20 protein-coding genes are annotated in these 24,403 nt (G+C 72.6%); 8 read left to right on the top strand and 12 right to left on the bottom strand.

Annotated elements, in window-relative coordinates; genetic code table 11:
- Positions 1 to 108: 108 nt before the first annotated feature.
- The 5 genes from OG776_RS19385 to OG776_RS19405 form a co-directional block, all read right to left on the bottom strand.
- The gene (locus OG776_RS19385) at positions 109 to 1,644 is read right to left on the bottom strand and encodes a HAMP domain-containing sensor histidine kinase (protein WP_329321862.1); all 1,536 of its coding nucleotides are present in this window, start codon (positions 1,642 to 1,644) and stop codon (positions 109 to 111) included.
- Positions 1,645 to 2,376 (bottom strand): response regulator transcription factor, encoded by a 732-nt coding sequence (locus OG776_RS19390; RefSeq protein WP_148010971.1) that lies wholly within the window; start codon positions 2,374 to 2,376, stop codon positions 1,645 to 1,647.
- Positions 2,377 to 2,693: 317 nt separating this feature from the next.
- Positions 2,694 to 3,443, bottom strand: coding sequence for a CE1759 family FMN reductase (locus tag OG776_RS19395; RefSeq protein WP_148009911.1), 750 nt, complete (start codon positions 3,441 to 3,443; stop codon positions 2,694 to 2,696).
- A complete protein-coding gene (locus OG776_RS19400; RefSeq protein ID WP_148009910.1) occupies positions 3,440 to 4,528 on the bottom strand; it encodes an LLM class flavin-dependent oxidoreductase in 1,089 nt (362 codons plus the stop codon). Before OG776_RS19400 ends, OG776_RS19395 begins: the two co-directional genes overlap by 4 nt.
- Positions 4,529 to 4,980: 452 nt before the next feature.
- Positions 4,981 to 5,448, bottom strand: coding sequence for a hypothetical protein (locus OG776_RS19405; RefSeq protein ID WP_148012238.1), 468 nt, complete (start codon positions 5,446 to 5,448; stop codon positions 4,981 to 4,983).
- Positions 5,449 to 5,579: 131 nt separating this feature from the next.
- Between OG776_RS19405 and OG776_RS19410 the strand changes: the two genes are divergently transcribed.
- The gene (locus OG776_RS19410) at positions 5,580 to 5,918 is read left to right on the top strand and encodes a YnfA family protein (RefSeq protein ID WP_148012239.1); all 339 of its coding nucleotides are present in this window, start codon (positions 5,580 to 5,582) and stop codon (positions 5,916 to 5,918) included.
- 133 nt (positions 5,919 to 6,051) lie between these two features.
- The gene (locus OG776_RS19415) at positions 6,052 to 6,828 is read left to right on the top strand and encodes an SDR family NAD(P)-dependent oxidoreductase (protein WP_148012240.1); all 777 of its coding nucleotides are present in this window, start codon (positions 6,052 to 6,054) and stop codon (positions 6,826 to 6,828) included.
- A 139-nt stretch (positions 6,829 to 6,967) separates the two neighbouring features.
- Here OG776_RS19415 and OG776_RS19420 read toward each other — a convergent pair whose 3' ends face one another.
- Positions 6,968 to 8,161 (bottom strand): RtcB family protein, encoded by a 1,194-nt coding sequence (locus tag OG776_RS19420; protein ID WP_148012241.1) that lies wholly within the window; start codon positions 8,159 to 8,161, stop codon positions 6,968 to 6,970.
- A 214-nt stretch (positions 8,162 to 8,375) separates the two neighbouring features.
- Between OG776_RS19420 and OG776_RS19425 the strand changes: the two genes are divergently transcribed.
- The 3 genes from OG776_RS19425 to OG776_RS19435 all read left to right on the top strand — a co-directional run bounded on the left by OG776_RS19425 (position 8,376) and on the right by OG776_RS19435 (position 11,897).
- Entirely contained in the window at positions 8,376 to 9,257 is an 882-nt protein-coding gene (locus tag OG776_RS19425; protein ID WP_148012242.1) for a DUF3558 domain-containing protein, read from the top strand.
- Between the two features lie 147 nt (positions 9,258 to 9,404).
- Positions 9,405 to 10,334 (top strand): DUF3558 domain-containing protein, encoded by a 930-nt coding sequence (locus OG776_RS19430; RefSeq protein ID WP_148012243.1) that lies wholly within the window; start codon positions 9,405 to 9,407, stop codon positions 10,332 to 10,334.
- A 201-nt stretch (positions 10,335 to 10,535) separates the two neighbouring features.
- Complete coding sequence (locus OG776_RS19435) at positions 10,536 to 11,897, top strand: DUF2637 domain-containing protein (protein ID WP_148012426.1); 1,362 nt, start codon at positions 10,536 to 10,538, stop codon at positions 11,895 to 11,897.
- Positions 11,898 to 11,994: 97 nt separating this feature from the next.
- Here the strand turns inward: OG776_RS19435 and lysS are convergent, their stop codons facing one another.
- Entirely contained in the window at positions 11,995 to 13,737 is a 1,743-nt protein-coding gene (gene lysS, locus OG776_RS19440; protein ID WP_148012244.1) for a lysine--tRNA ligase, read from the bottom strand.
- Positions 13,738 to 13,926: 189 nt separating this feature from the next.
- Between lysS and argS the strand changes: the two genes are divergently transcribed.
- Both argS and OG776_RS19450 read left to right on the top strand, forming a co-directional pair.
- Entirely contained in the window at positions 13,927 to 15,696 is a 1,770-nt protein-coding gene (argS, locus tag OG776_RS19445) for an arginine--tRNA ligase (protein ID WP_329321868.1), read from the top strand.
- A 160-nt stretch (positions 15,697 to 15,856) separates the two neighbouring features.
- Positions 15,857 to 16,738 carry a DUF4253 domain-containing protein gene (locus tag OG776_RS19450; RefSeq protein WP_329321870.1) on the top strand — a complete coding sequence of 294 codons (882 nt, stop codon included), beginning with the start codon at positions 15,857 to 15,859 and terminating at the stop codon, positions 16,736 to 16,738.
- Positions 16,739 to 16,879: 141 nt separating this feature from the next.
- On the opposite strand, the gene OG776_RS19455 is transcribed toward OG776_RS19450, so the two are convergent.
- Positions 16,880 to 17,782 (bottom strand): SAM-dependent methyltransferase, encoded by a 903-nt coding sequence (locus OG776_RS19455; RefSeq protein ID WP_329326461.1) that lies wholly within the window; start codon positions 17,780 to 17,782, stop codon positions 16,880 to 16,882.
- Positions 17,783 to 17,896: 114 nt separating this feature from the next.
- Complete coding sequence (locus OG776_RS19460; RefSeq protein ID WP_329321872.1) at positions 17,897 to 19,372, bottom strand: helix-turn-helix domain-containing protein; 1,476 nt, start codon at positions 19,370 to 19,372, stop codon at positions 17,897 to 17,899.
- Positions 19,373 to 19,534: 162 nt separating this feature from the next.
- On the opposite strand from OG776_RS19460, the gene OG776_RS19465 reads away from it, so the two are divergent.
- Positions 19,535 to 20,263 carry a DUF4232 domain-containing protein gene (locus OG776_RS19465; RefSeq protein WP_329326463.1) on the top strand — a complete coding sequence of 243 codons (729 nt, stop codon included), beginning with the start codon at positions 19,535 to 19,537 and terminating at the stop codon, positions 20,261 to 20,263.
- 16 nt (positions 20,264 to 20,279) lie between these two features.
- Here OG776_RS19465 and hemB read toward each other — a convergent pair whose 3' ends face one another.
- From hemB to hemC, 3 genes are all read right to left on the bottom strand, one after another.
- Positions 20,280 to 21,272, bottom strand: coding sequence for a porphobilinogen synthase (hemB, locus tag OG776_RS19470; protein WP_148012250.1), 993 nt, complete (start codon positions 21,270 to 21,272; stop codon positions 20,280 to 20,282).
- A 396-nt stretch (positions 21,273 to 21,668) separates the two neighbouring features.
- A complete protein-coding gene (locus OG776_RS19475) occupies positions 21,669 to 23,378 on the bottom strand; it encodes a bifunctional uroporphyrinogen-III C-methyltransferase/uroporphyrinogen-III synthase (RefSeq protein ID WP_329321877.1) in 1,710 nt (569 codons plus the stop codon).
- Entirely contained in the window at positions 23,375 to 24,358 is a 984-nt protein-coding gene (gene hemC, locus OG776_RS19480; RefSeq protein ID WP_261994852.1) for a hydroxymethylbilane synthase, read from the bottom strand. Before hemC ends, OG776_RS19475 begins: the two co-directional genes overlap by 4 nt.
- Positions 24,359 to 24,403: the final 45 nt, after the last annotated feature.

A 24,403-nucleotide genomic window follows, 5' to 3' on the forward strand; every position in this document is an offset into this window, starting at 1 on the left:
GTCCGGCGTTTGAGGACGAGCCCTTCGGGCGAGGGCGGGGGTCCAGAGGGCGCAGCGCCCCTGGCGGGGTCCGGGGCAGAGCCCCGGTGGGACGGGGCAGCGAGGGCCTCACCCCTCGGACAAGGCACGGTCACCCGTCCCGCTCACCGTGAAACCGAAAACCGCCCCGCCCCCCTCCCGCCGATAGGCGAACGCCGCCCCGCCGTGCGCCGTCGCAACCTCCCGCACGATGGACAGCCCCAGCCCGGACCCGGGCAGACTGCGCGCGTCGGCCGCACGGTAGAAGCGGTCGAAGACCCGTACGAGATCCCCCTCGGCGATCCCGGGCCCCCGGTCGAGCACCTCGATACGGACATTGCCCGGACGCCCCCCACCGGCCGCGACGCCGGCACCGGCGCCCCCACCGGCACCGCCCCCACCACCGGCCCCGATCCCCCGGTCGCCCCCGCCCCGCACCGTCCCCGCCACCACGATCTCGACCGGTGTGTCCCCGCCCCGGTCGAACTTCACCGCGTTCTCCACCAGATTCGACACCGCCCGCTGCAACGCCGTCGGACGCCCGTCCACCGTCGTGTCCCCGCTCACCCGGAGGATGACGTCCCGCCCGCTGCGCCGCCGCGCGACGATCACGACGTCCTCGGCGAGATCGGCGAGATCGACCCGCCGCACGGGCTCGGTGTCCGACTGCCCGGCCGCGAGCGCCACCAGTTCGTTGACGAGGTCCGTCAGCTCACGGGACTCCTGGGCGAGGTCGGCGACCAGTTCCTCGCGGGCCCCGGGCGGCAGTTCGTCGATGCGCCGGAGCATCGAGATGTTGGTACGCAGCGAGGTCAGCGGCGTACGCAGTTCGTGCCCCGCGTCCTGGACCAGTCGCCGCTGGTCCTCCTCGGAGCGGGCGAGCCGTCCGAGCATCCGGTCGAAGGAGCGCCCGAGCCGCGCCACCTCGTCGTATCCGGCGACCGGCACCTGGATGCCGAGCCGCCCGGTGCGCGCCACGTCCTCGGCGGCCCCCGCCAGCCGTACCAGCCGCCGGGTGATCCGCCGCGCGAGCCACCACCCGAACAGCCCCGACGCGATCACCACGGCCGCGACCATCAGCACGGTCCGCTGCTGGAGCTCCCGCAGCAGGTCCTCCGTGTCACTGAACTGCTGGGCGACCTGCACGGCACCGCGGCCGCCGCCGAGCGCCACCGTGGCCACCCGGTAGAGGTCCCCTCCGACGTCCACCTCCCGGTGCTCGGTCCAGGTGCCTGCGGCCGGGGCCGCGGTGATCCGCCGGTCACCGGCGACGACGGGCAGGACCGGCCGCCCGCGCTCGGCGACGGCCCCGCCGGGCCCGAGCACCTGCACGTCCGTACGGCTGGGCCGGATGACGTCGTCGAGCGGACCGTCGTGGTCGGGGTCGGACGACGAGAAGTCACCCGGGTCGAGCGGTGTCTCCCGCACCTGGCCGCGCAGGTCCTGGACGACCTCGGAGAAGACGGTCTGCTGGTCCACCCGCACCAGCCGGGCCGCGGCGTCGTAGCTGAGGAACCCGACGAGGACCGTGACCGCGGCGGCGACGGCCGCGAACGACAGGGTGAAGGTCGCCCTCAGGGAGGACAGCCGCCGGGGACGCAGCCAGGTGAGCCGGCCCGGGGGCACTCAGTCCTCCCGCAGGACGTACCCCACGCCCCGCACGGTGTGGATCAGCGCCGGAGCGCCCGGTCCGTCGAGTTTGCGCCGCAGGTATCCCACGTAGACGGCGAGGTTCTTGGAGCCGGGCCCGAAGTCGTAGCCCCAGATGCGGTCGTAGATCGTGGCGTGGTCGAGGACGATGCCCGCGTTGCGGACGAGGAGTTCGAGGAGTTCGAACTCGGTGCGGGTGAGTTCCAGCTCGCGCTGTCCGCGCCAGGCGCGACGGGCCTGGACGTCCATGTGCAGGCCGGCCGCGGCGATCTGGCCCGGGACCTCGCGGGACGCCGGCGCCGGTGCCGGGGCGGACGCGGTCTCCGCTCCGGCGGCGGGAACCGCGGGGACCGGGCTGGTGCGGCGCAGCAGTGCCCGCAGCCGGGCGAACACCTCCTCCACGTCGAAGGGCTTGACCACGTAGTCGTCGGCCCCGGCGTCCAGGCCCGCGATGCGGTCGGCCGTCTCGACCAGGGCGGTGAGCATCAGGATCGGTGTGCGGTCGCCCTCGGCGCGCAGGACGCGGCAGACCTGGAGTCCGTCGATGCCGGGCATCATGACGTCCAGGACCAGGATGTCCGGCGGGGTGCGGTGGGCCTGTGCCAGCGCCTCGACGCCGTCGGCGACGGCCGTCACCGCGTAGCCCTCCAGTGTCAGCGCCCTTTCCAGGGCATGGCGGATGGCACGGTCGTCCTCGGCGAGCAGCACAGTCTGGGGCACCTGACCAGTCTGCCAAGCCCTCGGCCGCCCACCACCGGAAGAGGCGGGTGGGTGTGGGCTTCTTACCCGGCTCTCACCCCTCCCCGCGCGGGGCCCTTACCCGGCCGGGTCACTCTGTCGCGAATGCCGGGCGGACCGTCACGCTCGGGCCCTCGGCAGCTCCGGCCGGACGGACGTCGGGCCGGCGCGCGGGGGTGGGCCGGAAGCGCACGACGGTGGCGGCCCACCCCTGTCCGCGCCGCGGGCCGCACACCGTCCGGCCTTCCGGCCCGCTCACCGTCCGTCCGGCCTTCCGGCCCGCTCACCTACGGCCGCAGGGCCGCGAGCTGCTGTTCGAAGGGGACGACCTCGAAGCCGCCCCCGGACACGGTCCGGACGGGCGCCGCCGGAGCGGTTCCCCGCGGGACGGGCGGCTTCGCGGCGGGCGCCGAACCGGCCGGCCCCGGGTCCCCGGAACCGTCGGTCGCGTCCGCGCCGCCGGCTGCGCCGACACCCTCGCTACCGGCCGTGCCGGCCGCCTCCGGCGCCGTACCGGCGGCTGCCGTGAGCGCCGTCATCAGCGACCGCAGCTCCGCCGCCGCCCGGTCGATCCGGTCCGCCAGTCCCTCCGCGCCCCAGTCCTCGGAGGCCGCGTACACCCCGGTCGGTACGACGACGGCGCGCAGATGGGCGAAGAGCGGGCGCAGGGCGTGTTCGAGCACCAGGGAGTGCCGGGCCGAGCCGCCGGTCGCGGCGATCAGGACCGGCTTCCCGGCGAGCGCGTCCATGTCCAGTACGTCGAAGAAGGACTTGAACAGTCCGCTGTACGACGCCGAGAACACCGGTGTGACGACGATCAGTCCGTCCGCCGTCGTCACGGCGTCGAGTGCGGAGCCCAGTGCCCGCCCGGGGAACCCGTTGGTGAAGTGGTGCGCGATCTCGACGGCGAGGTCGCGCAGTTCGACGACCTCCACCCGCGCGGCGGTCCCGTCGACGGCCGCGGCGGCCAGCCGGTCGGCGAGCAGCCGGGTGGACGACGGGACGCTCAGCCCCGCCGAGACGACGACGAGCCTCATGCGACGGTCACCTCCCGGGCGGCGGCCACGCGGGCCCGGTGGGTCGGGGCCTCCGGCACCGAGGCCGGACGGTTCTTGGCGAACTCCTCGCGCAGGACGGGGACGACCTCCTCGCCCAGCAGGTCGAGCTGCTCCAGGACGGTCTTCAGCGGCAGGCCGGCGTGGTCCATCAGGAACAGCTGGCGCTGGTAGTCACCGGCGTACTCCCGGAAGGTCAGCGTCTTCTCGATGACCTGCTGGGGCGAGCCGACGGTCAGCGGGGTCTGGTCGGTGAACTCCTCCAGGGACGGCCCGTGTCCGTACACCGGGGCGTTGTCGAAGTACGGCCGGAACTCCCGTACGGCGTCCTGCGAGTTGTGCCGCATGAAGACCTGGCCGCCCAGGCCCACGACGGCCTGCTCCGGGGTGCCGTGCCCGTAGTGCGCGTACCGCTCGCGGTAGAGCTCGACCATCCGCTTGGTGTGGTCGGCGGGCCAGAAGATGTTGTTGTGGAAGAAGCCGTCGCCGTAGTACGCGGCCTGCTCGGCGATCTCGGGGGAGCGGATCGAGCCGTGCCAGACGAACGGCGGCACCCCGTCCAAGGGCCGGGGGGTGGACGTGAACGACTGCAGCGGTGTGCGGAACTTGCCCTCCCACGTCACCACGTCCTCGCGCCACAGGCGGTGGAGCAGCGCGTAGTTCTCGACGGCGAGGTTGATGCCCTGGCGGATGTCCTGTCCGAACCACGGATAGACCGGGCCGGTGTTGCCGCGGCCCATCATGACGTCGACCCTGCCCTCCGCCAGATGCTGGAGCATCGCGAAGTCCTCAGCGATCTTCACCGGGTCGTTGGTGGTGATCAGGGTGGTGGAGGTGGAGAGGATCAGGTTCTCGGTGCGGGCGGCGATGTAGCCGAGCATCGTGGTCGGTGAGGAGGGCACGAACGGCGGGTTGTGGTGCTCACCGGTCGCGAAGACGTCAAGGCCCACCTCCTCGGCCTTCTGCGCGATGGCGACCATGGCCTTGATGCGCTCGTGCTCGCTCGGTGACCGGCCGGTGGTCGGATCCGGTGTCACGTCGCCGACGGTGAATATCCCGAACTGCATGCTCGCTCGCCCTCCAGGTTGTTTACGATTCAACTATAGCCGCAAACGGCGATCCCCGCCGACCTATTCCCGGGCACGCTCCCCCGCCCCCGCCCCCGGACCTCCACTTCACCGGCACCGCTCCCGCGCCCCGGGGGAGGAGGACCACCCGCCCGCACAGGCCTCCCCTCCGCCGGCCGGGCGTGGCGCCGCGGACGCCCGGTCCCAGCCCTGACGTCCCGGCATCCCGGCGACCCGGCGACCCGGCGACCCGGCGACCCGGCGACCCGGCGACCCGGAGCGTGAGCACGCCCGCGTCCGCCGGCGCCCCCGGCTCCGCCAGGCACGCCCCGTCCGCCGCACCCTCCACCGAGACGGCCCGCCCCCCAGCGACCGCACGAGCCCCGCGTCACCGCGACGAACCACCGCCGTCACGCGCGGGCACGCATGCCGCCGTTCCCTGCCCCCCAGGGCTAGAAGGCGTACGAGTCGCCCGTGTCCAGGGCCAGCACCCGCTGCCGGTCGTTGGCGTGGTTCCGGTCCACCGCGCCGCCGCCCCAGACCGTGTCGATCGTCAGCGCCGCCTCGGTCGGCACACCCCGCAGCCGGACCGTCAGCGCGATCGGGTCCCCCAGCCCGTCCGCGGGCAGCTCCCCCGTCCGGCACACCACGGTGCGCACGTCCGAGCGCACACAGCCGCCGGGCAGCCGCTGCCGGTCCGCGAGCGGTGCCGACCAGCGCAGCCGGACCGTCGCCCCGGAGACCTCGTTCGGGCCGTGGTTCTGCGGGACGAGCCGCAGGTCGAAGCGTCCGGCCGCCATGGCCACGGAGCCGTGGTAGGCGAGGTCGGCCTCCGGGGCGAGGGCCCGGACCGGGCAGGCCCCGGCCATCACCACGACCGCCCCCGCCCCCATCGCACCCACCGCGGGGAGAATCCGCATGCCGTCACTTCCTTCACTCGAACGCCCAGAACGCTCATCAGGTCACCCGATGTATGCCACCTCTGAGCGCCGACAGGCGCCCTCCAACAGGTGACGGGGAGCGGGCGGAGCGCCCGTGCGAGAGTGACGGCATGGTGATCGTCCGTTCCGTGGCCCTCTTCGTCGTCGCCGCGCTCTTCGAGATCGGCGGCGCCTGGCTGGTCTGGCAGGGCGTCCGCGAGCACCGCGGCTGGCTCTGGATCGGCGCGGGCGTCATGGCGCTGGGCGTCTACGGCTTCGTGGCCACGCTCCAGCCGGACGCCGAGTTCGGCCGGATCCTCGCCGCGTACGGCGGGGTCTTCGTGGCCGGCTCACTCGCGTGGGGCGTGGTCGCGGACGGCTACCGCCCCGACCGCTGGGACGTCACCGGCGCGCTGATCTGCCTCGCCGGGATGGCCGTGATCATGTACGCGCCGCGCGGCGGCGGCTGAGACGGGCCGCCCGGGGAACGGACGGACTCGACGCGCGCGACGACCGCCTGCCTATCCTGGCCAGGACCGATCACCGCATGCCGTACGCCCCGACGTGACCGCGGCCGTACGCCGTACACCTCAGGAGCAGCCCATGACGTCCGCCGCGCCCTCCGCGTCCTCCCGTATCGCCGTCGTCACCGGCGCGAGCAGCGGCATCGGCGCGGCGACGGCCCGGCAGCTCGCCGCGGCCGGCTACCGCGTCGTCCTGACCGCGCGCCGCAAGGACCGCATCGAGGCGCTGGCCGAGGAGATCAACGCGGCGGGGCACCAGGCCACCGCGTACACCCTCGACGTCACGGACCGCGCGGCGGTCGACGAGTTCGCCACGGCCTTCCGGACCATCGGCGTCCTGGTCAACAACGCGGGCGGCGCGCTGGGCGCCGACCCGGTGGCCACCGGCGACCCGGCCGACTGGCGCCTGATGTACGAGACGAACGTCATCGGCACCCTGAACGTCACCCAGGCCCTGCTGCCCGCCCTCACCTCCAGCGGCGACGGAACGGTGGTGGTCCTCTCCTCCACCGCCGGCCACGGCACCTACGAGGGCGGCGCGGGCTACGTCGCGGCCAAGCACGCCGAGCACGTCCTCGCCGAGACGCTGCGGCTGGAGATCGTCGGCACCCCGGTCCGGGTCATCGAGGTCGCGCCCGGCATGGTCAAGACGGACGAGTTCGCGCTGACCCGCTTCGGCGGGGACACGGAGAAGGCCCAGAAGGTGTACGCGGGCGTGGCCGAGCCGCTCACCGCCGACGACGTGGCCGACACCATCACCTGGGCGGTCACCCGCCCCAGCCACGTCAACATCGACCTCCTCGTGGTCCGCCCCCGCGCCCAGGCGTCCAACACGAAGGTCCACCGGGAGCTGTGACACCGGACGCGACGCGCCCGCGGACGGCGGTGAACGGGCGGATCCGCGCACGGCGGTGAGGCCCACGCGGCCACGGACGACCGTGTGGGCGGGGCGGGGCCCGGACCGTCGCCGGTCCGGGCCCCGCCCCGCCCGCGGTTCAGCCCTTCACGCAGACGACCTGCTTGAGCTTCGCCACGACCTCCACGAGGTCGCGCTGCTGCTCGATCACCTGCTCGATCGGCTTGTACGCGCCCGGGATCTCGTCGACGACACCGGAGTCCTTGCGGCACTCGACGCCCCGCGTCTGCTCCTCCAGGTCCCGGGTCGAGAAGCGGCGCTTGGCCGCGTTGCGGCTCATGCGCCGGCCCGCGCCGTGCGACGCCGAGTTGAAGGACTTCTCGTTGCCCAGGCCCTTCACGATGTACGAACCCGTCCCCATCGATCCCGGAATGATGCCGAACTCCCCGGCCCGGGCGCTGATCGCGCCCTTGCGCGTGACGAGCAGGTCCATGCCTTCGTAGCGCTCGATGTCGACGTAGTTGTGGTGGCAGCTGACCTCGGGCTCGAAGGTCGGCTTCGCCTTCCTGAACTCCTTGCGGATCACGTCCTTCAGGAGCGCCATCATCAGGGTGCGGTTGTGCTTCGCGTACTCCTGCGCCCAGAACAGGTCGTTGCGGTAGGCCGCCATCTGCGGGGTGTCCGCGACGAAGACCGCCAGGTCACGGTCGATCAGACCCTGGTTGTGCGGGAGCTTCTGGGCGACACCGATGTGGTGCTCGGCCAGTTCCTTGCCGATGTTCCGGGAACCGGAGTGCAGCATCAGCCAGACCGAACCGGTCGTGTCCGTGCAGATCTCGACGAAGTGGTTGCCCGCTCCGAGCGTCCCCATCTGCTTCGCGGCACGCTCCCGGCGGAACTTGACCGCGTCGGCGATCCCGTCGAACCGTCCCCAGAAGTCGTCCCACCCCGCGGTGACGAGTCCGTGCACGTCACCGGGCTCGACCGGCGCGTCGTGCATCCCGCGTCCCACCGGGATCGCCTGCTCGACCCTGGACCGGAGCCGGGACAGGTCCCCCGGCAGGTCGCCCTCGGTGAGCGACGTCCTGACCGCGGACATCCCGCAGCCGATGTCGACCCCCACCGCCGCCGGGCACACCGCGTCCCGCATCGCAATGACCGAGCCCACCGTGGCGCCCTTGCCGTAATGCACGTCCGGCATCACGGCGAGGCCCTTGATCCACGGCAGCGTCGCCACGTTCTGCAGCTGGCGCAGCGCTACGTCCTCGACCGACGCCGGGTCGGCCCACATACGGATGGGCACCCGGGCACCCGGCATCTCCACGTACGACATGACATCCCCATTCCCCCACAAAGCAACAAAAGTCATATAACGCAAAAGCGGTGCCAAGGTCGACGTACAGGACAACGGACCGGCGTCCACGGCAGTGCGTGCGATACACATTGTCTGCAGGGGCCGCCCCCGCGCGGCAACCGAATAACCACAGGACAGCACCACAGGACCTCCCGGGCCACGCGCCCCGGAATCCGTCGAGAGGAGCCTCACCGTGCAGCGGAAGGCGTACGTCCCCGGGACCGCCGTGCTCCTCGCGGCCCTGCTGGCCGGCTGCACGGGCGGGTCGGGAGGCGGGGACACCGCGACGGACCCGAAACCGGGCGACGCCGGCGCGACCACCCCGGCCGCCCAGCCGGGCAAGTACCGCACGCTGCCGGAGGCGTGCGCCGCCGTCAGCCACGACAGCCTCGACGCGCTGCTGCCCGGCATCAGGCAGATCACCGACCAGGAGCAGCGCGACACCGCCTACGAGGGCGAGGCCACCCTCACCTACGACACCGACCGCCGCGTCGGCTGCGGCTGGAAGGTGGAGTCGACCGACGCCACCGACCACCTCAGCGTCGACTTCGAGCGCGTGGTCTCGTACGACAACTCCATCAGCGACGACACCCGCGCCCAGGGCATCTACGCGACCAAGGAGGCGGCGGCGGACCTCCCCGAGCCCGCCGGATCGGCCACCGCGTCCGCCACGCCCAGCGGCTCCGGCGGTGAGTCCGGTGACGGTTCCGGCAGCGGCGGCGACTCCCCCACGCCGTCCGCGCCGTCCACCTCCCCGTCCGCGGCCGGCTCCACGTCCGCCCCCGGGGCCGGCGGCGGGGCGGCCTCCCCCGGCACGAGCGGGACCCCCACCGACCTCCAGCCCCGCGAGCTCGGCTCGCTGGGTGACGAGGCCTTCCTCGACGACAAGCTCAGCCCGGCCTCCTCGACCGTCCAGCAGCGCACCGTGACTGTGGTGTTCCGCACGTCCAACGTGATCGTGACGGTCGAGTACGCCGAGCAGCCGACCGCTTCCGCCGGTGCCCCGGACAGCAAGGAAATGCAGGACAAGGCACGGAATCTGGCCCAGAAGCTGGTCGACCGGTTCAACGGTTAGCGGGCCCGCGGGGGTCTCCGGGGCTCCCCCGCGAACCCCCGGAACCGGAACCACCCGGCTGCCTCACCGCGTACCGTGGCCCCTCGGACCCGACCGGCCGCACGTCCCAAGTGCGGCCGCACCACGAGCGCCACGAGTGAAGGAACCATGCACCGACCAGCACAGCGAGTAGGCCGAGCCCCGCGACTCACCCGCATCCTTGTCTGCGCAGCCGCCGTCCCGGCGATGTTCGTCGCCGCCGGCTGTTCCTCGGACTCCGGCTCGGACTCCGGCTCCGCTTCCGCCTCCGGGGCCGGCGACGCGAAGGCGAGCACCGGCACGAGCCCGACGGGCTCCCCGGACGCCACCGCGAACGCCGTCAAGGAGGCCGCGTACGCCACGCTGCCGAGCCCCTGCTCGGTGCTCTCGAAGAAGACGCTGGGCGAACTCGTCCCGAAGGGCGTGAAGTCGGCCAAGGCGGGCCAGTCGAACGACGCGGGGAACCGCGGCAACTGCTCCTGGAACAGCCTGGACAACAAGGGCGTCAAGGGCTCCCAGTTCCGCTGGCTGAACGTCTCGCTGCTGCGCTTCGACTCGGACGCGGCCCGCGGCGAGGGCAACCAGCTCGCGCAGACCTACTACGAGAAGCAGGTCAAGGACGCGCAGACGGCGACCGGCGCCAAGGCCTCCGGTTCGGCGCCGGTCTCCGGCACCGGTGACACGTCGACGGCCGTGCACTACGACCTGAAGAAGAAGGAAGGCACCTTCAAGCAGCAGACGGTCGTGACGCGCGTCGAGAACGTCGTCATCACGCTCGACTACAACGGCGCCGGCCTGGCCGGCGACAAGGCGCCCGGCGCGGACGACCTGACGAAGGCGGCCGAGAAGGCGGCCAGGGAGGTGGTGGCCGCGGTGGCCACCGCGAACCACGACGGCAGCAGGCCGGGCGGTGCCCCGGACGGGTCCGGCGCGCCCTCCAAGTCGGCGTCCCCGTCCGCGTCCGCCTCGAAGTCCGCGAAGCCGTCGAAGTCCGCGAGCCCCTCGAAGTCGGCCTCCAAGAGCGCTTCCCCTTCGAAGTCCGCGGCCGCGAAGAGCTGACATCCCGACCGCTCCGGCGGATCAACTCGTAGGTTTTCCAGCGCATTTGACGGAGCCCGCGCCCCCGGGGGGCCGGGCTCCTTCGCTACCGCCCACCCGTACGCCGCACACATGTGCCACCCTGTTGCGCGCAACAACACGCAAGGAACAACACGCAAGGGGAGGGGAGTACGGGTGTCCGCGCCCATTCAGCTCACCCGGATGCACCGGATTCTCATCGGCGTGGTCGTCGCCGGTGCGCTCGTCATCGCGGGAATCGGCTTCGCGGGTTCGTACGCGGCCGTGCGCGAGCTTGCCCTCAAGAAGGGCTTCGGGAACTTCGCGTACGTCTTCCCGATCGGCATCGACGCGGGCATCTGCGTCCTGCTGGCACTGGACCTCCTCCTCACCTGGATCAGGATCCCCTTCCCGCTGCTGCGCCAGACGGCGTGGCTGCTGACGGTCGCGACGATCGCGTTCAACGGCGCCGCGGCCTGGCCCGACCCGCTGGGCGTCGGCATGCACGCCGTGATCCCGGTCCTGTTCGTGGTCTCCGTCGAGGCGGCCCGGCACGCGATCGGCCGGATCGCCGACATCACCGCCGACAAGCACATGGAGGGCGTCCGTCTCACCCGCTGGATGCTCTCCCCGCTGCCCACCTTCCTCCTGTGGCGCCGGATGAAGCTGTGGGAGCTGCGCTCCTACGAACAGGTCATCAAGCTGGAGCAGGAACGGCTGGTCTACCAGGCCCGCCTGCGCTCCCGCTTCGGCCGGGCCTGGCGCCGCAAGGCCCCGGTGGAGTCCCTGATGCCGCTGCGGCTCGCCCGCTACGGCGTCCCGCTCGCCGAGACCGCCCCCTCCGGCCTCGCCGCCGCCGGCATCGAGCCCGCGCTGCTGCCCCCGGCGCCGCGGCTGGAGCGGGCCCACGAGCCGGAACCGGCCGTACCCGCCGTACCGGGCACCGCGGCCCCCGTCCGCGAACAGCTTCTCGCCGCCGAGGCGTACGAGCCGCCCGAGCAGCCGGAGGACCACGCCGCCGAGGCGCACAGCCAGTGGCTCCAGGCGCGCGACCCCCAGTCCGTCGCGTACCAGGGCGACTACGACCCGACGTACGACCCGGACGTCGCGTACCGGCAGTGGTACGAGGAGCAGCAGCAGGCCGAGCAGTTCGAGGAACAGCAGCAGTTCGAGGAGCAGCGGCGGTTCCAGGCCCAGCAGCGGTTCGAGGCCCAGCAGCAGTTCGAGGAGGAGCAGCGCTTCGAGCAGCAGGCGTTCCCGCGGCAGCGGTTCGAGGAGCAGCCCGTCCCGGAGCCCTCTCCGGAGGACACCGGCACCTTCCCGATCCCGTCCGGCCCGGGCCGTACCCGTGAGCTGGGCGCCGGCGGCGGCTCGGAGCCGACCGAGGAGGACTACTACCTGGTCTTCAAGAAGTCGATAGACGGCAGCTATCCGACCTCGGGCCAGTTCAGGGGCGACGTGGAGGCCACCTACGGCACCACGCTCCCGCAGCGGGAGGCCGACCGCATGGTCAACCGCTTCACCAACCGCCACACGGCGGAACTCCAGGAAGACCACATCGCGTAGACCCGCCGACGGATACGGGGAGGGCGTCCGGTGATCACCGGACGCCCCCTCCCCGTGTCGCGGTACCGCGCGAGGACCGCCGCAGGACGGCGGGTGACTACACCGCGAGCAGCTTGCGCACCCGGTCCTGGCCGACCGCGAGCAGCAGCGTGGGCAGCCGCGGGCCGGTGTCGCGCCCGACGAGCAGGTGGTAGAGCAGCGCGAAGAACGTGCGCTGGGCGACCTTGATCTCCGGCGGGAGCTCCTTGGCGGTGGCGTCGGCCGGGAAGCCGGCCTGGACCTTGGGAACTCCGTAGACGAGGTGGGTCAGGCCGTCCAGGGACCAGTTCTTCTCCAGTCCCTCCAGGAGCAGCCGCAGCGACTCCCGCCCCCCGTCGTCGAGGGACGCCAGCAGCGCGGCGTCGGGCTCGTCGCGTACGACGGTGCGCTCCTCCGCCGGGACCTGGGTGTTGATCCAGGTCTCGGCCTTGTCCAGCCGGGGGCGGACCTCGTCGAGGGAACCGAGCGGGTTCTGCGGGTCGAGCTCGCTCAGGATGCGCAGGGTCTGGTCCTCGGCGCCGGCGGTGATGTCGGCGACGGAGGCGAGGGTGCGGTACGCCATCGGGCGGGGCGTCCTGGGCAGTTCCCCGGCGGCGGTGCCGACGGCGCGGGCGTACGCGGCGGCGTCGGCCGGCAGCACGGAGCCGTCGGCGACCTTGCCGGCGAGCTTGTCCCACTCGTCGTAGAGCCGCTGGATCTCCTGGTCGAAGGCGATCTTGAAGGACTGGTTGGGGCGACGGCGCGCGTACAGCCAGCGCAGCAGCTGCGGCTCCATGATCCGCAGCGCGTCGGCCGCGGTGGGGACGCCGCCCTTGCTGCTGGACATCTTGGCCATGCCGCTGATGCCGACGAAGGCGTACATCGGCCCGATCGGCTGCTCGCCGCCGAAGATCCCGACGATCTGGCCGCCGACCTGGAAGGAGGACCCCGGGGACGAGTGGTCGACGCCGCTCGGCTCGAAAATCACGCCCTCGTGGGCCCAGCGCATCGGCCAGTCGACCTTCCAGACCAGCTTGCCGCGGTTGAACTCGCTGAGCCGCACGGTCTCGGAGAAACCGCAGGACGAGCAGGTGTACGTCAGCTCGGTCGTGTCGTCGTCGTACGCCGTGACCGTGGTGAGGTCCTTCTCGCAGCGCCCGCAGTAGGGCTTGTACGGGAAGTACCCGGAGGTGGAGCTGCCGTCGTCCTCGGCGGCGGCGCCCGACCCCTCCGCGGCTTCGAGCTCGGCCTCGTCCACGGGCTTCTGGCCCTGCTGCTTCTTGGCCGGGGCCTTCTTGGTGCGGTACTGCTCGAGGACGGCGTCGATGTCCCCGCGGTGCTTCATCGCGAAGAGGACCTGCTCGCGGTAGGCGCCCGTGGTGTACTGCTCGGTCTGGCTGATCGGGTCGTACGTGACGCCGAGCTCGGCGAGCGCCTCGGTCATCGCGGCCTTGAAGTGCTCGGCCCAGTTCGGGTACTCCGAGTCCTTCGGGGCGGGGACGGAGGTCAGGGGCTTGCCGATGTGCTCGGCCCAGGACTCGTCGATGCCGGGGACGCCGGCCGGGACCTTGCGGTAGCGGTCGTAGTCGTCCCAGGAGATCAGGTGGCGCACGGTGTGGCCGCGGCGGCGGATCTCGTCGGCGACCAGGTGCGGGGTCATGACCTCGCGCAGGTTGCCGAGGTGGATGGGCCCCGAGGGGGAGAGTCCGGACGCGACGACGACCGGTTTGCCCGGGGCACGACGCTCCGACTCGGCGATGACCTCGTCCGCGAAACGGGAGACCCAGTCGGTGGTCTCGGTGCTCTGAGCCACGATCGGCACGTCCTTCTTTCTGATACGCCAGTACGGCTGACCGAACCATTCTCCCAGCTCGGACCGGAACCACGAAAACGGCTTTTCAGTGACCCCGCCACCCGGCGGGGCCGCGCCGTCGCAGCGAATTCCGCTTGCTCCCCCATGGGATACTGACCGGGTCCGTCTGAATTCCTCGAGGAGAACGGCATCCACCCCATGGCCTCGGTCACGTCCCTCACCGCCTCCGTCCACCAGCGCCTCGCGGACGCCCTCACGGCAGCCCTGCCGGAGGCCGGTTCCGCGGACCCGCTGCTGCGACGAAGCGACCGGGCCGACTTCCAGGCCAACGGGATCCTGGCGCTCGCGAAGAAGGCGAAGGCGAACCCGAGAGAGCTGGCGACGCAGGTCGTGGCGCGGGTCGAGTCGGGTGAGGTGATCAAGGACATCGAGGTCTCCGGCCCCGGCTTCCTGAACATCACGATCACCGACCGGGCGATCACCGAGAACCTGGCGGCCCGGTACGCGGACACCGCGCGTCTCGGTGTGCCGTTCGTGGCGCACCCGGGCACGACGGTCATCGACTACGCGCAGCCGAACGTGGCGAAGGAGATGCACGTCGGGCACCTCCGCTCGGCCGTGATCGGCGACGCGGTGGTGCAGATCCTGGAGTTCGTCGGCGAGTCCGTCGTCCGGCGCCACCACATCGGCGACTGGGGCACCCAGTTCGGCATGCTCATCCAGTACCTGATCGAGCACCCGCACGAGTTGGACCACCAGGGCGGCGAGGTCTCCGGCGAGGAGGCCATGTCGAACCTGAACCGCCTCTACAAGGCGGCGCGGACGGTCTTCGACTCCGACGAGGAGTTCAAGACCCGGGCGCGGCGCCGGGTGGTGGACCTGCAGGCGGGCGAGCCCGAGACGCTGGCCATGTGGCAGAAGTTCGTGGACGAGTCGAAGATCTACTTCTACTCGGTCTTCGAGAAGCTGGACATGGAGATCCGCGACCCGGACGTGGTCGGCGAGTCCGGTTACAACGACATGCTGGACGAGACCTGCCGCCTCCTGGAGGAGTCCGGCGTCGCCGTCCGCTCCGAGGGCGCCCTGTGCGTCTTCTTCGAGGACATCAAGGGCCCCGACGGCAACCCGGTCCCGCTGATCGTGCGCAAGTCGGACGGCGGCTACGGCTACGCGGCGACGGACCTGTCCGCGATCCGCGACCGGGTCTTCGGGCTCAAGGCGTCGACGCTCCTCTACGTCGTGGACGCCCGCCAGTCCCTGCACTTCAGGATGGTCTTCGAGACCGCGCGCCGGGCCGGCTGGCTGAACGACGACGTGAAGGCGCACCAGCTCGCCTTCGGCACGGTGCTCGGCAAGGACGGCAAGCCGTTCAAGACCCGTGAGGGCGAGACGGTCCGGCTGGTCGACCTGCTGGACGAGGCGATCGAGCGGGCGACGACGGTCGTGCGGGAGAAGGCCGAGAAGGTGGGCCTGAGCGAGCCGGAGATCGAGGAGAACGGCCGGTACGTCGGCATCGGCGCCGTGAAGTACGCGGACCTGTCCACCTCGGCGGTGCGGGACTACAAGTTCGACCTGGACCAGATGGTCTCGCTGAACGGCGACACGTCCGTGTACCTCCAGTACGCGTACGCCCGCATCCGGTCGATCTTCGGCAAGGCGGGCGAGCGCACGCCGGTCGCCCACCCGGAGCTCGAACTGGCCCCGGCGGAGCGGGCGCTGGGTCTGCATCTGGACCGGTTCGGGGAGACGCTGGAGGAGGTCGCGGCCGAGTACGCCCCGCACAAGCTGGCGGCCTACCTGTACCAACTGGCGTCCCTGTACACGACGTTCTACGACCAGTGCCCGGTCATCAAGCCGGCCCCGGCGCAAGAGGTCGCGGAGAACCGCCTCTTCCTCTGCGACCTGACGGCCCGCACGCTCCACCAGGGCATGGCCCTCCTGGGCATCCGGACGCCCGAGCGCCTCTGACAGCGCGGGCTCGCGCACGAACGGCCGGAAGGGCCCCGCTTCCCGGAGGATCCCGGGCGGCGGGGCCCTTCCGCGTCCCGCCGAAGGCCCCGGCGGACCGCGTCCCGGGCCGGTCCGGGCCGGTGCCCCGTTGTCAGTGGCGGCCCCTACAGTCACCGGCATGGCGACACTTCCGAATCCGCTGCCGAGGCTGGCGGCAGACCCGAGCGGGCACACGCTCGGGCTTGATCTCCCGGCCGGGAGACTGATCGACGCGACCGGTGATGGCCCGTGGCACGAGCCGTTGCTGTGGCACGCCGACGGACCGGCCGCGCCCGGCGGCTGGGGGACGCTGGAGCCCGCGCGGCGGACGTCCGGGCTGCTCCCCCTCCTGATCGACGTGAGCGGTGATCAGGGCGGGCCGCAGGACTGGGACCTGCTGCCGGGAGAGGCGTCCTATCCCGGGGACCACGACGCCGAGGACGTCCTCGCGGAGTCCTGGGAGGAGTACGCGGCGGAGGAACTCGGCGCGGACGAGGGCGGCCCCGGCACGCCGGCCGTCGTCGAGCTCTTCGGCGAGCAGCCGACGTACGACGAGACGGTCGCGCCGTTCGGTCTCACCTGGCCAGGTCCGGCGGCCGCGACGATGTTGGAGGCCGACCCCGACACGCGGGCCGCCGAGATCGCCGACTCCCTCGTGACCGGCGGCTCGTGGCTGAAGGAGCCGCGCCTGGCCCTGGTCCCGGCCCGCCGCAGCGCCGACATCCCGGCGGCGATCGGCTGGTGCGGTCCGCTCAACCACGAGGGCGACGTGGGCCGTCTGTGCGCGGTGCTGCGCTCCTGGGAGGACCGTTTCGGCATACGGGTGGTCGCCCTCACCCTCGACCAGCTGGTGCTGTCGGTGGCGGCGCCGCCCACCACCCGGGACGCGGCCGAGGCGGTGGCCGCCGAGCACTTCGCGTTCTGCCCGGACAACATCACCCAGGGCCACCACGAGACACTGCGCGCGTACGCGGAGCACGAGGTGCTCGGCCAGGCGGTGTGGTCCTTCTGGTGGGACTGACGCCTTTTCGGCGCGGCGGGGGGCGGCGGGTGCGGCGGTCCGCGACCGGGCCGGAACCCGGCCGGCCCCCGCGGTCCGTGTCCCGCCCGCCGCGCCGCCGCCGCCGCCCGCAGGCTCACCGGCCCGCGGGCTCACGGGTGTTCACGGCTTGACGGCGGTCGCCCCGTAGACGTTGATGTCGGCGTCCGTGACGTCGTTGATGTCGCGGTAGCGGACCATCTCGATGTCGTCGAGGGTCGCGAGGAACCCGGGGTCGGCGGCCTCGGGAGCGGGCGCCGATCCGTCCGGCCGCCAGTGGTGCACCGGCACGACACCCGGCTCGTCCAGTTCCAGCCCGCTCTCCGTGAAGAACCGCTCGACCTCGAACCTGGAGCGCAGCACGAAGGTGAACCCGCGCTCGGTGTAGGTCCGTTGGACCGCCCGGACGTTCTCCGCGTTCAGGTCCTCGGTGAGGTGGCTGAGCACCACCCGGCTCCCGGACGGCAGCGCCTTCACCAGGTCACGCACGATCGGATAGGCCTCGTCGTCCTCGATGAAGTGCAGGATCGCCACCAGCACGAGCGCGACCGGCCGATCGAGGTCGAGGGTCTTCGCGGCCTCCTGGAGTATCCGCGCGGGCTGCTTGAGATCCGCGTCGACGTAGTCGGTCACCCCCGCCGGCCCACTGGTGAGGAGCGCCCGCGCGTGGGCGAGGACCACCGGGTCGTTGTCCACGTAGACGACCCGCGACGCGGGAGCGATCCGCTGCGCGATCTGGTGCACGTTCTCCCGCGTCGGCAGTCCCGTACCTATGTCCAGGTACTGGCGGATGCCCTCGTCCCCGGTCAGCGTGGTCACCGCGCGCCGCAGGAAGTCCCGGTTGTGCCGGACGTCGAGGTATCCGCGCGGGTTCGCCGCGAGCGCCGCGGCGGCCGCGCTCCGGTCGACCGGGTAGTTGTCCTTGCCTCCGAGGAAGACGTCGTAGACGCGGGCCGGGTGCGCCTTGGTGGTGTCGATCCTCCTCCTCAGCTCGGCGGGGTCCTGGCCGAGAGCATCACCGGGCATAAGGCCTCTCCCTGGGGAGTCGCGTCATCGAACGGGCAACAACCTAACTCCTGGGGCGACTTGATCGTGCCGGGGACGACGTCACCACCCGCCGCCCGGCGGGAGGCACCGCCCCTACCCGGGTGGAGCCGCCGGCTGCCACTCGCTGCCGCCCAGCGGATAGTCGTACGCGGGACGCCCCACGCTCCCGCTCGTCCGGAACGGCTTCCCGTGGTCGTCGACCCGCACGGTGCCGCTCCTCGACCCGCTGGACCAGTCCAGTTCCAGGTACCAGCTCACGTCGTGCGCCTGCGCGTCCGCGAAGACGTAGAACACCTCGGGGTCGGACTCGCTGACCTTGTACGGGAAGTCCCGCTGTCCGGCCTTGGGGGTGGTCACCGGCCGCCCCGCGTCGAGATCCACTCCGAACGACTTGGTCCCCACACCGCCGCCGCAGCCGACCCCCATCGCGAAGTCGTTCCAGGCGAGCGGCGCGTTCTTCTCCAGCACCCGCACGTGCAGACCCTTCAGGACGACGGTGGCCTTCCCGGTGCCCTGCACGGTCAGCGCGAGCATCTGCTCCCCGCCGGCGACCCCGCCGAGCGCGGCGACCCACCGCCGCGCGTCCGCCTCGTTCGGCGGCGGCGGCATCTGCTCGGTCTTCCGGTTCACCAGATAGTGCTGGCTGCACGGATCTTCCCACTTGTACGGGTCGACGACGACGGTCGGCGCGGTGGCGCCGTCCTCGGCGGCGGCGCTTCCGCCGGCGCCCTGCCCGGTGGGCGCGTCCGGGTCCACCGGGCCGCCGATCGACGAGGCGGACGCCGCGGGCCCGCCGTGGCGCGAGGCGGTCGGCGACGCCGGCCCCCGCGGCGTGCCGACCGTGGTGCCGTCGGCGCGCGGACGCGCGCCGGACGGTATGCCGAGAGCGACGGCGTGCCCCTTCGTGTCGTCCTCGCTCCCGCCGGACCCGAGGTGCACGACGAGCGCGGTGGAGGCGACGGCGGCGGCCACGACGGCACCGGCGGCGGCGAGCGCCACCGTCCGCCGGTTCCGCCGCGCCGGGACGCGGTCACCCGTCTCCGGACCGGCCCCCGGCAGGGAACCGGGCCCGCTCTCCCCGCGGACGTCCGCGACCGTCACCGCGTCCGCGGCCCCGCGGGCCGCAGGCTCACCGCTCCCGCCCCGGACCGTGCCCCCGTCCCCGCTCTTGTCCGCGCCCCGGTCCTCGCCCGCGCCTCCGTCCCGGCCCGTGTCCCCGTCCTCGCCCCCGTCCGGCGTTCCGCCCGCTCTTGTCAGGGCCCCGGGGGGCGCGCCCTTCTGCCCGCGCAGCGCGTCCGCGAGGACCCACCGCCGGTGAAGGTCCACCAGTTCCTCCGGGGTCGCCCTGCACGCCCGCGCGAGCCGCTCCACCGGCGCGTAGTCCGTCGGCACGGCGTCCCCGTTGACGTAGCGGTGCAGCGTGGACGTACTCACGTGCAACCGCTTCGCGAGCACCCCGTAACTGAGCCCGGACCGCTCCTTCAACTCCCGAAGCAGCTCCGCGAACTGGTCCCCGGCCACCGTTCCTCCATCCCCCGCGTCCCGGCCCGCGTTCCAGGGAGACGACATTCTCCCAGTTCAGACCCCATACGAACGTTCCGGCGTCCCGCATCCCCCGGCAACCGTGGCGGCCGGGACGGATCACCCCACAAGCTGTGGTCATCCAAGCACGCCGCTCGCCTCGACCGGTCGAGCGGCCTTCCCGGTCCGACACCCACAGGGGGATCACCCATGTCCGCACGCACCGTCCGCACCCGTCTGCTCGCCGCCTCGACGGTCGCGCTCGCCGCGCTCGCCCTCACGGCGTGCGACAACGGAAAGGGCGTACGGGACGAGGGACCGTCCGCCGCGTCCGAGTCCTCGGCCCGGCCGGGCGGCTCGAAGACGGCCGAGCCTGCGGCCGACAGCGGCACCTCGGCCGGCGGCTCGGCCGCCACTCCGACGCAGGGCGCCCCGAAGGGCTCCACGGGCGGTTCCTCCGGCGCCACGGGCGGTTCCTCGGGCGGCGGCAAGGCCGCGGGAGGCGGCGCCGGCACCGGCGGCGGGAGCAGCCGGAACGCCGCCTGCAACGGCTCCAACACCCGGACCACGGCGACCGAGGTCTCCCGCCCCCTCGACCACCTGCTCCTCACCGTCACCAACACCGGCTCGAAGAACTGCGACCTGACCGGCGACCCGATCGCCCGCTTCGGCGAGGCGCAGTCGGTCCCGCCGGTGGCCGAGGAGACCCACCCGCAGGCGGTCGTCACCCTCGCCCCGGGCGAGTCCGGCTACGCGGGGGTCCTGCTGTCGGCGGGCGACGGCAGCGGCGGCCACGGCTACACGGCGAAGACCCTGGTGATCGGCTTCGCCAAGGGCAGCAGCTCGACCCCGGCCCTGCCCGCGAAGGGCGTGCACGTCGACGACAAGCTCACGGTGACGTACTGGCAGCAGAGCCTCGACGACGCGCTGTCCTACTGAGGCTCCGGGACAGCCCTCAGCGCAGCGTCCGGGCGACCTCGGTCGCCCAGTACGTGAGGATGTTCCGCGCCCCGGCCCGCCTGATGCCGGTCAGCGTCTCCAGGATGGCCTTGTCCCGGTCGATCCAGCCCTTCTCGGCCGCCGCCTCGATCATCGAGTACTCGCCGGAGATCTGGTAGGCGACCACGGGCACGTCGACCGCGTCGGCGACCCGCGCCAGGACGTCCAGGTAGGGGCCGGCCGGCTTCACCATCACCATGTCGGCGCCCTCCTCCAGGTCGAGGGCGAGCTCCCGCAGGGACTCCCGGAGGTTCGCGGGATCCTGCTGGTACGTCTTGCGGTCGCCCTTGAGCGAGGAGCCGACGGCCTCCCGGAAGGGTCCGTAGAAGGCCGAGGAGTACTTGGCGGTGTAGGCGAGAACGGCGACGTCCTCCCGGCCGATCTGGTCCAGGGCGTCACGGACGACACCGATCTGCCCGTCCATCATCCCGCTGGGGCCCACCACATGGGCCCCGGCGTCGGCCTGGACCTGGGCCATCTCGGCGTACCGCTCCAGGGTCGCGTCGTTGTCCACACGCCCTTCGGCGTCCAGGACTCCGCAGTGCCCGTGGTCGGTGGTCTCGTCGAGACACAGGTCGGACATGACAAGGAGGTCGTCCCCGACCTCGGCGCGCACATCCCGCAGGGCGACCTGCAGGATCCCGTCCGGGTCGGTTCCGGCCGTCCCCACGGCGTCCTTCTTGGAGTCCTCCGGCACGCCGAAGAGCATGATCCCCGAGATCCCGGCCTCCACCGCCTCCAGGGCGGCCTTCCTGAGGCTGTCCCGGGTGTGCTGCACGACCCCGGGCATCGCCGCGATCGGCACCGGCTCGCTCACGCCCTCGCGCACGAACGCGGGGAGGATGAAGTCCGCGGGGTGCAGCCGGGTCTCGGCGACCATGCGCCGCATCACAGGCGTCGTACGCAGCCGCCGCGGCCGCGTACCGGGGAAGGATCCGTACTTGGTCATCCCCCCACGCTACGCCCGCCGCCGCACCCCTTTTGCCGACATCGTGCCGGTGCGCCCGCCGGGCCTGACGAGCGCGGGCGCACCCCTTCAGCCCGTCCGGCGTTTGAGGACGAGCCCTTCGGGCGAAGGCGGGGCCCCGATGAGCACAGGCACGCACCCTCAGCCCGTCCGGCGCTTCAGGACGAGCCCTACGGGCGAAGACCCGGGGCCTGATGAGCGCAGGCGCACACCCGCAGCCCGTCCGGCGTTTGAGGACGAGCCCTTCGGGCGAGGGCGGGGGTCCAGGGGGCGCAGCGCCCCTGGCGGGGTCCGGGGCAGAGCCCCGGGGACGGGACGGGTAAGGGCGGCGGGGGCGGGAAAACCCCGCCCCGACCGCCCCACTCACCCGGCAAAGACCTACGTGGCCCGCCGCCTCCGCGCCCCCGGCCGCCGCTCACTGGGCCGCGTCACCGGATCCCCCGCCTCCGCCGCGGCGGCCCGCCGCCGCATGCCGAAGTCCGCCAGCGCCTCCGCCAGCTTGTGCACCGACGGCTCCGGGGCCATGACGTCGACCCGCAGCCCGTGCTCCTCCGCCGTCTTGGCGGTGGCGGGACCGATGCACGCGATCACCGTCACGTTGTGCGGCTTGCCGGCGATACCGACCAGGTTCCGCACCGTCGACGAGGACGTGAACAGCACGGCGTCGAAGCCGCCGCCCTTGATCGCCTCACGGGTCTCCGCCGGCGGCGGCGACGCCCGCACGGTCCGGTAGGCCGTGACGTCGTCGACCTCCCAGCCCAGCTCGATGAGCCCCGCGACCAGCGTCTCGGTGGCGATGTCCGCCCGCGGCAGGAACACCCGGTCGATCGGGTCGAACACCGGGTCGTACGGCGGCCAGTCGTCCAGCAGGCCGGCCGCGGACTGCTCACCGCTCGGCACCAGATCCGGCTTCACGCCGAAGGCGACCAGCGCCCTCGCCGTCTGTTCGCCCACCGCCGCGACCTTGATCCCCGCGAAGGCGCGCGCGTCGAGCCCGTACTCCTCGAACTTCTCCCGTACCGCCTTCACCGCGTTGACCGACGTGAAGGCGATCCACTCGTACCGTCCGGTGACGAGCCCCTTGACCGCGCGTTCCATCTGCTGCGGCGTACGCGGCGGCTCGACGGCGATGGTGGGCACCTCGTGCGGCACGGCGCCGTACGAACGCAGCTGGTCGGAGAGCGAGGCCGCCTGCTCCTTCGTGCGCGGCACGAGCACCTTCCAGCCGAACAGCGGCTTGGACTCGAACCACGACAACTGGTCGCGCTGGGCGGCGGCGGAACGCTCGCCGACCACGGCTATCACCGGCCGGCCGCCGTCCGGGGACGGCAGCACCTTGGCCTGCTTCAGGGTCTGCGCGATGGTCCCGAGCGTGGCCGACCAGGTCCGCTGCCGCGTGGTCGTACCCGCGACCGTCACGGACATCGGGGTGTCCGGCTTGCGTCCGGAGGAGACGAGCTCCCCCGCGGCCGCGGCCACCGAGTCGAGCGTCGCCGACACGACGACGGTGCCGTCCGACGCACCGACCTCGGTCCAGCACCGGTCGGAGGCCGTCCGCGCGTCGACGAACCGCACGTCCGCGCCCTGCGCGTCCCGCAGCGGCACACCGGCGTAGGCGGGCACGCCCACGGCCGCGGCGACGCCGGGCACGACCTCGAACGGCACGCCCGCGGCGGCGCAGGCCAGCATCTCCTCGGCGGCGTACGTGTCGAGCCCGGGGTCCCCGGACACCGCACGCACGACCCGCTTGCCGCCCCGCGCGGCCTCCATGACAAGATTGGCGGCGTCCCTCGACGCGGGGTCACCTTCGGCTGCTGACACGGCGTCAACAACCGCTGAGGGGGACGCGTTTGTGCCCGGGTACGGACCGGCGGACGTGCCGAAAGCCGTGTCCGTGTTCAGCACCGCGACGTTCTGCCTGGCGTGCGTACGCACGACGTCGAGCACCTCGTGCCCGGCGACGAGGACGTCCGCGATCGCCAGCGCCTCGACGGCGCGCAGGGTCAGTAGTCCCGGATCTCCGGGTCCGGCACCGAGGAAGGTGACGTGCCCGTGTTCGGGACCGGCGGGAAGGTTGGTGGGGCTCAATGTGCTCGCTCCCCCATCAGACCGGCCGCGCCCTTGGCGAGCATCTCGGCGGCGAGTTCACGGCCGAGCTCCCTCGCGCGGTCGTGCGTCTCGGGCACGGGACCGGTGGTGGACAACTGCACCAGCGTCGAGCCGTCGGTCGTGCCGACGACGCCGCGCAGGCGCATTTCCTTGACAATCTGCGCGTCCGCCACGGGGCTCCCCGCCGCTCGACCGGGGTCGAGAGCGCGGGGGAAGTCGGCGAGCGCGCCCACGGGTGCGCTGCAGCCTGCCTCCAGGGCGGCGAGCAGGGACCGCTCGGCGGTCACGGCGACCCGGGTGAACGGGTCGTCGAGCGCTCCGAGCGCGGCGGCGAGGTCCGCGTCGTCCGCGGCGCACTCGATCGCCAGGGCCCCCTGGCCGGGGGCGGGCAAAACGGTGTCGACGGACAGGAAGTCCGTCACGTCCCTCAGCCGCCCCAGGCGGCTGAGGCCGGCGGCGGCCAGCACGACGGCGTCGAGCTTCCCGTCGCGCACGTACCCGATGCGGGTGTCCACGTTCCCCCGGATCGCGACCGTCTCGATCGTCATCCCGTGGTCACGTGCGTACGCGTTCAGCTGGGCCATCCGGCGCGGCGACCCCGTACCGACCCGTGCGCCCTCCGGCAGCCGCGGGAACGTCAGACCGTCGCGGGCGACGAGCACGTCACGCGCGTCCTCCCGCGCCGGCACGGCGGCCAGGACCAGCCCGTCGGGCTGCGTGGTCGGCAGGTCCTTGAGCGAGTGCACGGCGAAGTCGACCTCGCCGCGCAGCAGCGCCTCGCGCAGCGCGGCGACGAACACACCGGTGCCGCCGATCTGCGCGAGGTCCTCACGGGAGACGTCGCCGTACGTCGTGATCTCCACGAGTTCGACGGGCCGTCCGGTCACCTTGCTCACTGCGTCCGCCACCTGTGCGGACTGGGCCATGGCGAGTTTGCTGCGCCTGGTCCCCAGCCTCAGTGCCCCTTGCTCCGGCTCAGCCCTTCGGGGCGATGCGTCCGGCGT

This window comes from Streptomyces sp. NBC_01689, assembly GCF_036250675.1.
Lineage (GTDB): Bacteria > Actinomycetota > Actinomycetes > Streptomycetales > Streptomycetaceae > Streptomyces.